Below are 14,372 nucleotides of genomic sequence, written 5' to 3' on the forward strand. Positions count from 1 at the left end.
CCTCCTCATTTATGCAAAACTAAGTAGCGATTAGCAACACTAAAACTTAAGACTTAAAACTTAAAACTTAAAACTTAAGACTTAGTGAAAGCTTGCTTTGACTACTTGTTTTGCGCCGAATCCTTAACGTCTCCTACTTCATCAATCACATGATCAATGATTTTGGAGCCTACGGTATCGTCATCTAGCTTAGAAGCAAGAATCTTTCCAGCTAATGCTGCGGCGAGTACCGAGACTTCTCCTTGGAGGCTAGTCATGGCGTGCTTATGCTGAGCTTCAATGGAATGCTGAGCTTCACTAATAATCTTCGCAGCATCTTTCTCTGCACGCTGTCTTGCTTCATCAACAATCTTGGAAGCTTGTGCACGAGCCTGTTCGCGAGTCTTTGCAGCATCTGCTTGAGCTTGGGCGAGTTCTTCTTCCATCTGGCTCTTTAGCTCATCAGCTTCACGCTGCACATTGGCTGCTTTAGACATTCCGCCTTCGATTTTCTCTGCACGCTCATCAAGAATTGCCTGGAATTTAGGCATAACGAACTTGTAGAAAAACGCTGCAAGAACAACTAAAATAACCAGCGACCATATAACGTCGTAAGGCTCCGGCAAGAACAACGCCAGTTTATTAGTTTCGGCTGCATATGCCATGGCTTGTCCTTTCTATTCTTTCAACACTTGTATGCGTTGGAACGAGTTGTTTCGTTCGGTTCAGCTTCCCATAATGTAGGCAACGAATCCGAGCAAGCCCAGAACCTCGATGAATGCCAAGCCAATAAACATGAACAACTGAATACGGTTGCCGACTTCTGGCTGACGTGCAGTGGATTCCATAGCCTTGGATACAACCATTGCCATTCCGATAGCAGGGGAAAGAGTAGCAACGGCAAAGCCGAGAATGCTAAGGTTGCCCGTCAATCCTGCGAGAGCGATGATACTATTCATTGGTTTCCTTTCTTTAGGAACAGTAACCAGTTATAAACCCTAAGATTATTAAACCTGATTTATTTGTTTGCTTTAATTAGTTTTAACTATCTATGCAACAGCAACAGCAGATTTTTCTTCTTTCTCGGGGTAACTTTCCGAAATATACACAGATGCAAGAACGGTAAAAATAAATGCCTGCAAGCCTGCAACTATTATTTCGAATACTGTAAACAGAATGCCACCAAGCAGCCACAATGCACCGCCTAAGGCAAGGAGTTTATTGCTGGAATCCACCACAAAGAAGTTGGTGAATACTAGGCAAGTGGCCACCAGCAAATGGCCAGCAATCATATTCGCAAACAAACGGATTGTAAGCGAAAGTGGTCGCACAATCAACAATTCCAGCAGCTGCAATGGCGTAAGAATAAAGTAAATCGGCCATGGCACGCCTGCTGGGAACAAGGATTCGCGGAAGAACGTTAGGAATCCTTTTTCTCTAATTCCAGTGATTAAGTATTGGCACACAACCCAAAGAGCAAACACTAATGGCCCTGTAATAGTTGCGGTTGCAGCTATATTTAAGCCTGGAATAACTGAGCAAAGATTAAAGAAGAATATTGTTATAAAAAGAGTTGTAATCATTGGCACATAACGCTTTCCGCGCTCTTCGCCAATCATTTCGTACACAATGTTAAATCGCACAAAGTCCATTAGAATTTCTAGCACGCTTTGGAATCTTCCTGGAACCACTTTTGCGCGGGCTGCTCCAATGCCAAAAATAATCATAACGATTACGGCCATAATAAGACGCACCATAATAATTCGATTCATGGCAAAAGGTGTGCCTTGGAATAAAATCTCTGGCGGCAAAAAGTCATTAATGCTTGGCATCTCTGGCTTTGCTGAAGCTAGCAACGCCGCAACATTTATATGCGCAGCTTTCGCTAAAACTTCGATAGCTCCACTCATTCGTGCCTCCTTGTAGGACTCTTTTACAATACAGTTGCGCTAAATATTAAAGTTATTCACAAGCTAGTTTGTAAAACCGTAAATCCTGTAAATTCATTCGTTGACGTATGTGCGAAACGAAAACATATCTCTAAAAAGCTGATTCTACTCTTAGTTTGTACATTTGAGTTATATTTGAGTTATATTGCTGATTATTAACGAGTGTTGCGATTATAGCAAGTACGCAAATTCTTAATAACTCGCTTTAGTCACTTGTTTATTATACTCCACATTTGTTTAAAATTAAACTGCTTGCGCGATAAAATTATGCGAGAAACACGCCGAAGACTTGACAAATCCAAATTTGCCCCTATCGTAGATAGAGCTGCTAAAAGTAGCCGACGCGGGGTGGAGCAGCTCGGTAGCTCGCTGGGCTCATAACCCAGAGGTCCATGGTTCAAATCCATGCCCCGCTACGAGAAAGCCAAGAATCGCATATTTCTCACGAATGCGAATCTTGGCTTTTCTTTTAATCTTTTTAGTTGGCGGAGTAATTGCGTGGTATATCTGATATATCAGTAGAGAAGAATCGCTAGGCGGCGGCGAGCACGATTCAAACGCTCATCGTCAGCAGGAAGCATTGCAAAATACTCAAGCATGCGGTTTTTAATCACCTCTGCGCAATCTTTGTGAGAAGCAAGAAAATCAAGAAGTCTGCCAAAAGCATCGTCAATGTGACCATCAATCATATCTACATCTGCTACAGCAAGCTGAGCGGAAGCATCGCCAGGATTATCGCCAGCAGCCTTGCGCACAACCTCCACGTTTGTATTCATATTTCTGCTAAGAAGCAAAGCCTTAGCGCGCTCACGAGATGCCAATTCGTCATTCGGATTAGCTTGTAATACTTTTTCATACTCGCGCGCAGCAAGAGCATAATCGCCATTCATAGCTGCATCGTGCGCAATTTTGTGTTCAGGGGGAATGCTGGAGGAATCGCCAGAATCCGCAGAGTCGCCAGAATCCGCCGCATTATCGTCTACACCAGAATCTGCCGAATCAACATAAGGAGCCGTTCCAGCAACACCAGACTTTTCCGCAACCTTAACTAATTGCGGCAAAATGGCACTACAAATCTGATTCAACTCATCTTCGCTAGGCAATCCTTGGCAAATAGGCATTGGCCTGCCCCCAACCAATCCATATACAGCTGGAAGCTGCTGCGCACGCAAAGCTTGAGCAATCGATGGGCTTTCATCCGCATCAATTCGCGCAAGCTGCATTCTGCCATCTAAGGCGCTAACAGAATCCGCAAGCTTTTGCGCTAAGTCGTAAGAAGTTTCGTCACTTTTTTGCCAAACAAGCAAAATAATTGGAAAACTTACGGAAGTTTGAACCATTGCCTGGAAAGTTTGATCGTTAACATCAATCACGTATCCGCCTGCAAGCGGAATTTTAGACTGCGGTTTGCCAGATTTTTCGGCAGCTTCGCGCTTTGCAAGAGCCTCCGCTTTGCGCTTTACGCCTTCTAGGTCTACTGCTCCAGCAAGCGAAAATCCGCCTGGATTCATGCCCATAGATTGTGAATCAACCATATTTCCTCTTTTGCTTGTATTGCTTTACAAATATCTCTAAAGCGTTAAACGCATTACCGAAAGCCTAAGGCGCTTCTACAACGCTTACAGCGCTTCCACTTTTATAGGCTGACGCTCCGCTCCAACAGGAATAATCTTTGCATCCGAGCCAGCAGGAGGTACAACCATAGCAACAACGTTCACATAAGTTACGCGCATTGTAGAAGTGGCTTTAGAATCCCCAAATAACGCTTTTTCTTCGTCGGAAGCTGGCCTAGATTCGCGGCCTTCTCCAGCTTTTCTAGTCCAAACTGAATCAATGCGAGCAATAACCAAATCACTCCCATCGCTTGCGCGCATAACGCTAATCTGGTTTGTTACAGGAGTAAAAACTTGTTCTTGAGATCCCTTATTTCGCTCCATTCCAGCTTGAACTGTTTTAGAAAGCTCGCTTAGCTTTGATCGCAAGTAATCGTCAGCAAAATACTTTGAAAACTTGCTCGATTCTCCTCTTTGCAAAACATCCGCATACGCTGCAGCAGCCGCGTGTGGAGACATAACAAGTCCCGAATCATTAGCTTTACCCATAGAAGCTCCGATTGAAGGAACTGGGAATTTTGGCAAATGCACGCCAGGGAAAAGCCTTGCAACAGCCCAAAGCTTGTAGTTTGAGCGCGCACTATCTTGGCGAATAACCAACAATCGTTTAGACTGCTGGTCTTTTGTTGTTGTGGTAATTGTCATTAAATCGCGCGGCCAACTTGCGTTTGTTGGAACAATTGTTTGAGCAACTTCACGCGGAATAGTGGTTTTTGCATCTAGCTTGCCCATTTTTGCAGCAATCGCCAGCTCGCTTGCGCGCACAAGAGCCGAAGGTCCGCTCATGTATTCTGCAAGATTACTTGCATTTTTCTCTTCGTTAGCTTTTTCTAAAGAGCGCAAAACTCTTAAACGTATATCTTTTTCTTTGATTGGCGTTACATCTGGAAGCTCTTTAACGCTAGAGCCTTCTGCAGCCTTAGGAACTTGGCCTTCGCAAGCGCAAAGCGTAAGGCACATTGCCGAAGCAATTACCGAAGCACACGCAAAACGCGCGTAGTGCTTGATTTTATGCGCATAAAACATAGTCACACTTTCCAAAATACGTTACTTTTTGCGGTTTTTTGAAGGTTTTGAGGAGCCACTTTGGGAGCCACTTTGAGGACCGTTTTGGCGGCTGCCATTTTGATGGCTAGCATTATTAGAGCCATTTGCATCACGATTGGCATTATTGCTGGCGTTATTGCTGGCCTTGTTGCCGTTGGCATTTCCGCCACTTGCAGCGCCACTCGTGCGACTCTCATAGCCTTTATGCTTGCGATTTTTGCCACGGTTTTGGCCTCTGTTGTCACGCTGGTTAAACTGGTTGCGCGACTTGCGCCTTGCTTCACCAGGCTTTGCGCTACTCGAATCGCCAGCCTCCGATGATTTGCCAAGATTTTCACCAATGCGATTATCGCTCTTACGATTATCGTCGTCTTTACGAAACTCTGCATCCATTATGCCATCTCGATTTTTACGCTCACCGCGATTGGTCTTCTTGGAGTCGTCAGCAAAATTTTCTTTGCGATCGTTGCGATTGTTGCGATCCTTGCGATCCTTATACGATTCCTTCTTGTAGCGCTTTTTTGCAAAGCCAGTTTGTGATTTAGATGCACCTTGTGATTTTTGTGATTTTCCAGACTTCCCTGCAATTCCCGAATTTCTAGATTCGCTAGATTCGCTAGATTCGCTAGATTCCGCAGATTCATGCAAATCCTTCGATTGCTCCGACTGATTCGCGCTAGACAAGTCGAAAGACTCCGCAGCATTATTCTCCGCAGCGTTATTCCCTGCAACGTTATTCCCTGCAGCATTATTCCCTGCTGCAAAATCGCCCTTAAAATCAGAACCCGACTCGCTCGCAAGCCTTGCAAAATAAGCTTGAAAATCATCTTTAGAAATAACAGTTGTTTCGTCTAAAGCGGCAGTAGGAGAAGAATTTAGACCAGACTTTACACTTATAGAAGAATCTCCAGCAGCTTGCGACTTTGTTGTACGCGTTCTTGCGTGAACTCCGTGACGCGCATGCGCACCAGAACCCACTTTGTGCTTAGACTTTTTGTCTTTATTGCTACCAAAAATGCCAGCTATTGTTCCAGCCAAAGCCTCCGAGAACTTAACTTCTTCTTGACTATTGTTTTCAACACTAATCAATCCCGTTCTGCTTGCAACAAGTCGCTTGTTTCGTCTGCGATGTGGAGCCATTGCAAACACAGAAGCCGAAAGACCACATAGCAAAATAAACAGCGCTCCTACAAAATACATAGGAGTAGCAAAATCAGGAAGATTATGCCTGCGCCAACGCAATTCAACGAAAGCTTCGGGAGAATTCTTACCAAGATCGATTATAAGAACCCTGCGTGCAATTTTTGATTGCAACTCCGACGACAATTTTTGATGAGAAGTCTGCGATTGCGCGCCATTTTGAGCATTGCTTTGCGCACTATTTTGCTCTTGCGACTCCTGCTTTATCGCTAAATCCGCCGCATTCCCCACTTGCTCAAAGTCGGCAGCATTTACAAACAACTTTGCCAAACCCATTTGGCAAGTGGCGTTAGTCCATAAATCGGAATCCTTAAAAGCAACGTCTTTAGAAGCATCTTTAGAAACGTCTTTAGAAACCTTAGAATCGGCCGTTTTTGCGCTATCTACACGCGCGTTATCGTCTGCCTTCATAACATCGGTAGAAAGACTACTCCAGTTATTAAGGCCCGTTATTCGCTGAACGGAATAACCCTTAGTCCATCCACGAACATCTTTAGCTAAGCCAACTGCAACGCAAATCGGCTTGCGACTATTTAGTGCCGCAACGCTAATCTTTACTCTATAGTCAACAAGATTCAAAACGCCTGGATCTGTAACAATGTATCTAGACCCATACACGTTTGCATGCGCCGAAACAATAGAGCTTGGCTTCCAAACAGTTGCGTTAAGCACACCAAGAACAATACTAAGAGCAGCAAGAAGGCCAAAAATTGGGGCCACTACTCCTCGCATAAACCTAGCTCGTTTTGTAGGACGTTGCATCAAACCTCTTTCTTAAGCTTGGCACGCCGCCAATTATTCAACCCCGCACGCGCACAAACTTATTAACGTAATTTTAAATTCGTTATATGCATCTACTGCTATCTATTCTACAATCTTTACTAATCTTTTATAAGGTTTGCTGTTTTGCGCAATAAATCACGCTAGAATCACGCCTAAATTGCTACCAAATCGCACACAAATCGCTAGTTAAATCACACTAAAATCACATGCAAGTTATAGTCTTAAACTTATGACAAAAACCAAATTAAATTTGACTAAATCACTTATAACTCGAGCAATCTGCGCTGCGAGCGCAATTGCCATGTGCGTTGGATTAGCATCTTGTAGCGCAAACAGCGAGTCAAGCAATGGCGCAGCAAGTAGCGAAGCAAATGCAGCTGGAATGAGTGTTTTAAGTGGCGTTAAGGCTAGCGGAGCTTTAGGAAAGCAGCCAAAGGTTGAGTTAACAGCGCCTATAAACGTTAAGCCAAATTCTTACGCAATTTTGCAAGAAGGAAATGGCGCTAAAATTCCAGAAAATAGTCGCGTATGCGCTAATGGCATTGTATACAACGCTAAAAGCGGCAAAGAGCTTATGAACACCTGGAAGCAAGGCAAACCAGACTGCTCAATTGTTGTTAAAAAGGGCGTTACTAGCAAGTCTTACTACACGCTGCTTAAGGGAAGGAAGATTAATTCCACGATTGCGTTTGGCATTCCTGCAAATCCACAAACTAAGCAAGACGCGTACGTAATGGTGTTAACTCTTGTTTCTGCAATGAAAACTCTTGATCGCGCAACAGGCAACAAAGTTAAAGATATTCCGCAAAATCTGCCGAAGGTAACTCTCGATAAGTCTGGCGCACCGTCGTTAGATAAGAATAACTACGTGCCAAATGGAAAGTTGATTTCTCAAACTTTGATTGAAGGCAACGGCAAAGTGGTTACCGAAAAAAGCACAGTAACCGCTCACTACACTGGATGGACTACAGACAAAGACGGCAAATTGTACCAATTTGACTCATCATGGAAGCGCGGCACGCCTGCGGACTTCTCGCTAGCCGGCCAAGTTATTCCAGGATGGACTAAAGGCTTAGCTGGAAAGAAAGTTGGGTCACAGGTTCTTTTGGTAATCCCACCAGAAGATGGATACGGCAAAGAAGATAAGAAGGACGCAAAAGGAAATGTAACTATTCCTGCAAATTCAACTCTTTACTTTGTTGTAGATATTCTCTACGCTTCGTGATTAGTTGCGATTTAACTCGCGATTAAACTGCGATTAATGTTATGCCGCGCTTGAATAAATCTTGCGCGGCATTTTTGTACAAGTTATACACTATTTTGCGTTATAAATGCTATAAATGTTACAAATTCCTCACGAGTGAGACAAATCTAACAAAAGTAGGCCAAAAAACGTTACAAATGTCTCGCGAGCGAGACAAATATAACGAATTCGGAGCGCAAAAAGCCAGAGCTAAATGCCCTGGCTTTTGCTAATCGTAAGTTAATTAACGCCGCGCGGCTTACGCGTATGCGTGCGGATCAAGTATTCCTGGCTATCTACCAATGGCCTGCCCTCTGCATCGCGAGAATGCAACGTGTAAGTGCCGTCGCCATCCATCCACCAAGAAACCGTTGAATCCGCCATTTGAAAATCAATGTACTGAATCAACGCTTCCACCTGGTCTGGAGCACTTATGCGAACCAGCGTTTCAACGCGCCTATCAAGATTGCGATGCATCAAATCGGCCGAGCCAATCCACACTTCTGGGCCACTTGCAGGGCCGTCACCAATTTGCGGACCGCAAGAATTAGCAAAAGCGTAGATTCGGCTGTGCTCAAGGAACCTGCCAAGAATAGAACGAACGCGAATATTCTCACTCAAGCCCTCAATGCCAGGCTTTAGCGAGCAAATTCCACGCTCCACAATGTCAATCTTTACGCCAGCTTGAGCCGCACGGTACAAAGCATCAATCGTCTTTTCGTCAACAACAGAATTGACTTTAATCTTAATCCACGCTTCTTTTCCAGCAAGAGCCGCTGCCTCTTCCCTGCGAATTCGCTCAATAATGCCCGTTCTAACTGTGCGAGGAGCCACAAGCAAACGATGGAAGCTTGACTTTGGAGCGTAACCCGAAAGCTGATTAAACAAACGAGTCAAATCTTGACCAACTACAGGATCGCAAGTAAGCAAGCCCAAATCTGTGTAAAGGCGAGCAGTCTTAGGATTGTAGTTGCCAGTTCCAACGTGGCAATAGCGGCGCAATCCTTCGGCTTCTTGACGAACCACAAGCGAAAGCTTGCAATGCGTCTTCAATCCAACAATGCCATACACAACGTGAACGCCTGCGCGCTCAAGCTTGCGCGCCCAAGCAATGTTGGCGTCTTCGTCGAATCGCGCTTTAATCTCAACAAGCGCAAGCACCTGCTTGCCAGCGTGAGCCGCGTCTACAAGAGCGTCAATAATTGGCGAATTACTAGACGTGCGGTACAGCGTTTGCTTAATTGCAAGCACTTTTGGATCTGCCGCCGCCTGCGCCAAGAACGCCTGAACAGAAGTAGAGAACGAATCGTAAGGGTGATGCAACAAAATATCGTGCTCGCGAATCGAAGCGAAAATATCTTGCGCGTGGCTAGTTTCGACTTCTGCAATCTGGCGATTTGTAGTAGGAATAAATGGACGATACTTCAAATCTGGGCGATCTAGCGCTTGCAACTCAAAAAGAACCGTCATATCTAGCGGCGAAGGCAAACGATAGACTTCCTCTGGACTTACGCGCAATTGATTAGCCAGCAGCTGCGATAAGAATGGGCTAGCTTCGTCGGAAATCTCAAGACGAATAGGCGGCCCAAAACGACGACGCAAAAGCTCCTTTTCCATAGCGTTGAGCAAGTTTTCTGCATCGTCTTCCTCAACATCAATATCTTCGTTACGCGTAACGCGGAAAGATCGTGCTTCCTTAATAATCATGCCTGGGAAAAGCGATTCCAAATGTGCTGCAATCAACTTTTCCATAGTAATAAAGCCGTAGCGCTCTTCGCAACCTTCTTCGTCTGTTAAATCGTCAACTGGAACAAGACGATTCAAATTATCTGGAATCTTCACGCGAGCAAAATGCGACTTTCCAGAATTTGGATTTTCTACAATAACAGCCAAGTTGATTGACTTGCCAGAAATATATGGGAACGGGTGAGCAGGATCCACCGCAAGTGGCGTTAATACTGGGAAAACCTGCTTGCGATAATAGTCTGAAAGTCTATCTTTTTCGGATTGCGTAAGCTTATCCCAACTGAGCATAACAATGCGCTGCTTAGCAAGTTCTGGCAAAATGTGGTCAATAACATAATGCGCATGCTCATCTTGACGACGATGCGTAACCTCGCTAATTGCGCGCAATTGTTGACGTGGACTAAGCCCACTTGCTGCGGTTACTGCGATTCCCGAGTCGATTCTGCGCTTTAAGCCTGCAACTCGAACCATAAAGAACTCGTCTAGGTTGGACGCAAAGATGGCTGCAAAATTAGCGCGTTCAAGAAGTGGTAAATCAGTATTTTGCGCTAGCTCAAGCACGCGACGATTGAACTTTAACCAGCTAAGCTCGCGGTCAAAGAAGCGATCTTTTGGCAACGGTAGCTCGCCCTCACGAGCTTCACGCTTTTCTGCCTTTTCGTCTTCGGCGATGTGCTCTGCAATTTGTCCGCGCAGAATCGCCTTTGAGGGAGCGTCAAAAATTTGTACCATACTCCGTAATTGTATGCGCTGTAAGGGATGTGCGCGACTGAGTGTCGGCGGCTGCGAGTGCTCGACACGCCGATATCTTCAATATGTGAACGCATTTGAACATGACAACCATTGCATGTTCACAAAATGATGCAAAACTTGCGACTTTCCCGCGTGCAAATGAACACTAATTACAATATGTTAACAAAAGCAATTTTGCACTTTACTCTTGAGTAAAAAGTTGTGATAATAATAATCACAAGAACAAATTAAAAGAGCGGTAACCCACAAAAATGTATGGATGTTAGATTCCAATTACGTTGGACGGATACTTAAGACTTTTACCGTTGCAACGAGGATGTTGTGCAGATGAATCCGCAAGATTGTTTTTGTAGTAAGAGGCTCGCCAAGGCGGTGAGCCTCTTTTGATGTGGATTTTAGTTCGCCGCCGTCTGCTAAGTCTCCCACTACACGCATTGCACGCGCCATGCTCCTCACACTGTCTGGCTCTTAGGGGAAACTATCAAAGAACAATTGCTGAAACAATATTGTTGAAATTCATTTTCTTAGCTTCTTTGAAAATGATTTATTAGGTAGCAGCAAAACAATTAAGAAGGATCGAAGAACCATGCAACACTCGTTTACAGTAATGTTGGCGGCTGAGTTTATTGGCACTGCCATTCTTATGATTTTTGGCAATGGAGCCGTTGCCAATGTTGAACTTAAAAACACTAAAGGTCATCACGCAGGTTGGCTAAACATTGCTATGGGCTATGGTTTTGGCGTTATGTTCCCAGTGCTCATGTTTGGTGGAATTTCTGGCGCGCACATAAATCCTGCTATGACAATTGCACAAGCCGTAAATGGCATGTTCCCTTGGCAAAATGTTGCACCTTATATTGTGGCTCAGCTTTTGGGTGCATTGGTCGGTCAGCTTATTGTATACGTAACTTATTTGCCACATTACAACGAGACAGAAGAGCCAGAGGCGATTCTTGGCACTTTCTGCACTACGGATGCTTACAATAACAAGCTTAACTACTTCCTAAACGAATTCTTTGGCACGCTCGTGCTTGTTTTGGCAGCTCTTTGCTGCCTAACTTCTCCTTGGGGAGAGAAGAATTTGGCTGGCGCTTCAATCGTAGTTGGCTTTGTTGTTTGGGGATTGGTGACTTCTATGGGCGGTCCTACTGGTCCTGCTTTGAATCCTGCTCGAGACCTTATGCCGCGCTTACTTCACGCCATTTTGCCAATTCCACACAAGGGTTCTTCTCGCTGGGGTGAGGCGTGGATTCCAGTGGTTGCTCCTATTGCTGGCGCAATTTTGGGCGTACTTATGTTTAAGTCGCTATTTGCGTAAAACGGTTGTTTTTAACTGTTATTGATTGCGGTTGATTGCGATTAATTACGGTTAATTGCGGTTGTAAGAAGCGCGTAATGCTAGTATGAATGCGTTACGCGCTTTTTATTTTACAAGTTTATGTTTTGCAAGCTTGTGCTTATTAAAAAAGGTATTAAAGGTATTAAGAAAGACGGAATAATGTTTTCGAAGTCAACTATTGCAATTGGACGTTTTGCCCCCACTCCTTCTGGGCGCATGCATATTGGCAATATGGTAGCAATGTTGGCTGCTTGGCTTTCTGCAAAGTCGCAAGGTGGAAGCATGATTTTGCGTCTGGAAGATCTTGATATTGCGCGAATGCCGAAGGATGCCAGCGCGCGAGTGATTGACGATTTGCATTGGGCTGGTCTTGATTGGGTTGGCGAGCCGACTTATCAGCATGAGCGCACTGCAATCTACCAAGAAGCTCTTGAGGCGCTAGAATCTTTGCAAGACGACGACGGAAATTCCCTGATTTACCCTTGTTTTTGCTCGCGTTCCGATATTCGCGCAATCGCAGCGCCGCAAGAAGGCGACGGCTTTATACGCTACCCAGGTACGTGCAGAAATCTTCGCGAAACTTCGGAAGGCTTAGCGCAAATCGAAAAGCGTTTGCAAAATAATCAGCAACATTCTTTGCGACTTGCTGTTCCCTCGGCTGATTCGCCGCAAGCAAATGTGAGTTTTATAGACGCGATTTTTGGCGCGCAATCGTTTAACATTAATCGCGATTTGGGAGACATGGTGATTCGTCGCGCAGATGGCGTTTTTTCCTACCAACTTGCGGTTGTTGTTGACGATGTGCTTTCGGGAGTAAATGATATTGTGCGCGGACGCGATTTGCTGCGTTCGGCGGCGCTTCAAATTTGGATTGGTGAGCTGCTAGAAAAATCGGGATTTTTTGCGGCTCATGACGTGCATTACGTGCGTCCGCAATTTGCGCACTTGCCACTAATTGATAACGCTCAAGGCGAGCGACTCGCAAAAAGTAAGCATTCTTTAGACGTTGGTGCGCTTCGCGAATCTGGATGGAGCGCCGAGCGCATTATTGGCTATTGCATGTATCTTTTGGGATACAAGAATCCTGAGCAAAATCAGCCTGTAGACATGAGCGCTGCAGATGCGCTTGCGTTGTTTGAAAACGACGAAACGCCGTGGGATTCTGTTCGCGCAAACCTAGCCGACAAATCCGTGCCATTCCTCGACTAATGTATTCCACTACATATAATTGCAGATATTATTTGCCAATATTTGACGGCAACATATGTTGGCATGTAATGTTGTGTATATGGATCAATATGAAGAGCCAATTATTTTGCCATCAGCTTTAAAGCATGGAGTTTCAGAAAGCGATATACTTCATGCGTACCGAGAATCCAGAGGACCAGTCGATGTCAATTATGATAGAAATCCACCAACAATAATGTATGTGGGGCCAGGAGTTTCTGGTGCTGTTTGGTACGAGATTGGCACAGCAAGAAGACGCGGATTCCCGCAAGAACTTATAGTTCACGCTATGAAAGCGAGAAAAGGATATTTGATGAAGGAAGGGTTGAAATGAAATTTAGTGAACTGAGTAAAGAAGAGCAAAAAGATCTTGCGGAGTATGGCGAGCTCATCTCAAAAGAAATGGAAGCAAAATCGGAACCAAATCCAGGAGATCCAACTTTAGATTCTCGTTGGGATCCATCTCGTGAATTGAGCAGATTAAATTATCGCCGTCACGCAATTGAAAAAGAGATAAATGACGCTGTATACAAAAGCCGCAAAAATGGTCAGTCTTGGAATAAGATAGGTCGCGCACTTGGAGTTACTGCAGAAGCTGCACGTCGTAAATATAGTGATAAAATTCCTCAATTGGTGTGACTATTTTTTATGAGATTAGATTGGGGCAATAATGGCATACATGACGCAAAAAAATTTAGCGAATACTGAGGTCGATTGTGTTCGCGCGCGTCAAATTGCCGACGGTGTGCACAGCGTGCAAGATGCCATTGCTCAAGCAGAATCGCATTATGGTCGCAAAGCTGAGTCCGTTACGCTGCTTGCCGCAACTAAAACGCGAGATGTTGGCGAAATTATGGCGGCAATTCGTGCTGGAGTGCGCGTAATTGGGGAAAATCGTCCGCAAGAAATTGTCGCAAAAGCCGAGATTTTACGCGCGGAGGCTGCTAAAGAAGGCTTAAATGTTGGTGTAAACGGCGAAATTCCGCTCTACTTAATAGGTCAGTTGCAAAGTAATAAAATAAACAAAGTCTTGCCACTTGCAAATGGTATTCAGTCGATTGACGGCATTGATCTTGCGCAAAAAATATCTACGCGCGCGCAAAATTTGGGACTTTGCACAGACGTTATGTTGGAAGTGAACATTTCGGGAGAAGTTACAAAATCTGGATGCGCGCCAGAACGCGCAATTGACGAAGCGCTCGCTATATCTAGTTTGCCATCACTTAATTTGCGCGGATTCATGACGCTCGGAGCGCGCGTGAATGATGAAAAAGTAGTAAGAAGCGGTTTCGCTGCATTGCGAGAAATCAGAGATTGTGTGAGTGAACAACTTGCGCAATATTATGATGGAAACTCTACAAAATTAGAGCTTTCAATGGGAATGTCTGGCGATTTTGCGTGGGCGATTGCCGAAGGATCTACTATGGTTAGAATCGGTTCGGCAATCTTTGGCCCGCGCGCATTTGTGTAGTATTAAGTTTCGTCTAGCTTCT

General features: G+C 44.7%; 14 protein-coding genes and 1 tRNA gene. 7 read left to right on the forward strand and 8 right to left on the reverse strand.

Features of this window, described 5'->3' with window-relative positions; genetic code table 11:
- Positions 1-101: 101 nt before the first annotated feature.
- From MAF46_RS04845 to atpB, 3 genes are all read right to left on the reverse strand, one after another.
- Positions 102-644: a F0F1 ATP synthase subunit B gene (locus tag MAF46_RS04845; RefSeq protein WP_004131533.1), complete on the reverse strand. Its 543-nt coding sequence runs from the start codon at positions 642-644 to the stop codon at positions 102-104.
- Positions 645-704: 60 nt separating this feature from the next.
- Positions 705-938 (reverse strand): ATP synthase F0 subunit C, encoded by a 234-nt coding sequence (atpE, locus tag MAF46_RS04850; RefSeq protein WP_004105752.1) that lies wholly within the window; start codon positions 936-938, stop codon positions 705-707.
- Positions 939-1,028: 90 nt separating this feature from the next.
- Complete coding sequence (gene atpB / locus MAF46_RS04855) at positions 1,029-1,889, reverse strand: F0F1 ATP synthase subunit A (RefSeq protein WP_060785815.1); 861 nt, start codon at positions 1,887-1,889, stop codon at positions 1,029-1,031.
- 381 nt (positions 1,890-2,270) lie between these two features.
- On the opposite strand from atpB, the gene MAF46_RS04860 reads away from it, so the two are divergent.
- A tRNA-Met gene (locus MAF46_RS04860) sits at positions 2,271-2,344 on the forward strand.
- 99 nt (positions 2,345-2,443) lie between these two features.
- On the opposite strand, the gene MAF46_RS04865 is transcribed toward MAF46_RS04860, so the two are convergent.
- The 3 genes from MAF46_RS04865 to MAF46_RS04875 all read right to left on the reverse strand — a co-directional run bounded on the left by MAF46_RS04865 (position 2,444) and on the right by MAF46_RS04875 (position 6,550).
- Positions 2,444-3,463, reverse strand: a complete 1,020-nt coding sequence (locus tag MAF46_RS04865) for a tetratricopeptide repeat protein (RefSeq protein WP_060785814.1) — start codon at positions 3,461-3,463, stop codon at positions 2,444-2,446.
- A gap of 84 nt (positions 3,464-3,547) precedes the next feature.
- On the reverse strand, positions 3,548-4,567 hold the full coding sequence (locus MAF46_RS04870) for a DUF8094 domain-containing protein (protein ID WP_060785813.1): 1,020 nt from the start codon (positions 4,565-4,567) through the stop codon (positions 3,548-3,550).
- A 21-nt stretch (positions 4,568-4,588) separates the two neighbouring features.
- Positions 4,589-6,550, reverse strand: a complete 1,962-nt coding sequence (locus MAF46_RS04875; RefSeq protein ID WP_081090820.1) for a hypothetical protein — start codon at positions 6,548-6,550, stop codon at positions 4,589-4,591.
- A 250-nt stretch (positions 6,551-6,800) separates the two neighbouring features.
- On the opposite strand from MAF46_RS04875, the gene MAF46_RS04880 reads away from it, so the two are divergent.
- Positions 6,801-7,796: an FKBP-type peptidyl-prolyl cis-trans isomerase gene (locus MAF46_RS04880; RefSeq protein ID WP_060785812.1), complete on the forward strand. Its 996-nt coding sequence runs from the start codon at positions 6,801-6,803 to the stop codon at positions 7,794-7,796.
- Between the two features lie 258 nt (positions 7,797-8,054).
- Here the strand turns inward: MAF46_RS04880 and MAF46_RS04885 are convergent, their stop codons facing one another.
- Positions 8,055-10,292, reverse strand: a complete 2,238-nt coding sequence (locus MAF46_RS04885; RefSeq protein WP_060785811.1) for an RNA degradosome polyphosphate kinase — start codon at positions 10,290-10,292, stop codon at positions 8,055-8,057.
- Positions 10,293-10,586: 294 nt separating this feature from the next.
- Entirely contained in the window at positions 10,587-10,748 is a 162-nt protein-coding gene (locus MAF46_RS04890; protein ID WP_196485401.1) for a hypothetical protein, read from the reverse strand.
- Between the two features lie 151 nt (positions 10,749-10,899).
- Here MAF46_RS04890 and MAF46_RS04895 point away from each other — a divergent pair, with 151 nt between their 5' ends.
- The 5 genes from MAF46_RS04895 to MAF46_RS04915 all read left to right on the forward strand — a co-directional run bounded on the left by MAF46_RS04895 (position 10,900) and on the right by MAF46_RS04915 (position 14,350).
- Positions 10,900-11,631 (forward strand): MIP/aquaporin family protein, encoded by a 732-nt coding sequence (locus MAF46_RS04895; protein WP_060785810.1) that lies wholly within the window; start codon positions 10,900-10,902, stop codon positions 11,629-11,631.
- 180 nt (positions 11,632-11,811) lie between these two features.
- Entirely contained in the window at positions 11,812-12,861 is a 1,050-nt protein-coding gene (locus MAF46_RS04900) for a glutamyl-Q tRNA(Asp) synthetase (RefSeq protein ID WP_060785887.1), read from the forward strand.
- Between the two features lie 55 nt (positions 12,862-12,916).
- Complete coding sequence (locus MAF46_RS04905; protein WP_230479427.1) at positions 12,917-13,213, forward strand: hypothetical protein; 297 nt, start codon at positions 12,917-12,919, stop codon at positions 13,211-13,213.
- Positions 13,210-13,518, forward strand: coding sequence for a hypothetical protein (locus tag MAF46_RS04910; RefSeq protein ID WP_016795915.1), 309 nt, complete (start codon positions 13,210-13,212; stop codon positions 13,516-13,518). The genes MAF46_RS04905 and MAF46_RS04910 overlap by 4 nt, the downstream gene beginning before the upstream one ends.
- A 31-nt stretch (positions 13,519-13,549) precedes the next feature.
- A complete protein-coding gene (locus MAF46_RS04915) occupies positions 13,550-14,350 on the forward strand; it encodes a YggS family pyridoxal phosphate-dependent enzyme (RefSeq protein ID WP_004131507.1) in 801 nt (266 codons plus the stop codon).
- The last annotated feature ends 22 nt before the right edge of the window (positions 14,351-14,372 follow it).

The organism is Gardnerella pickettii (assembly GCF_029226345.1).
In the GTDB taxonomy this organism is placed as follows: Bacteria; Actinomycetota; Actinomycetes; order Actinomycetales; family Bifidobacteriaceae; genus Bifidobacterium; species Bifidobacterium piotii.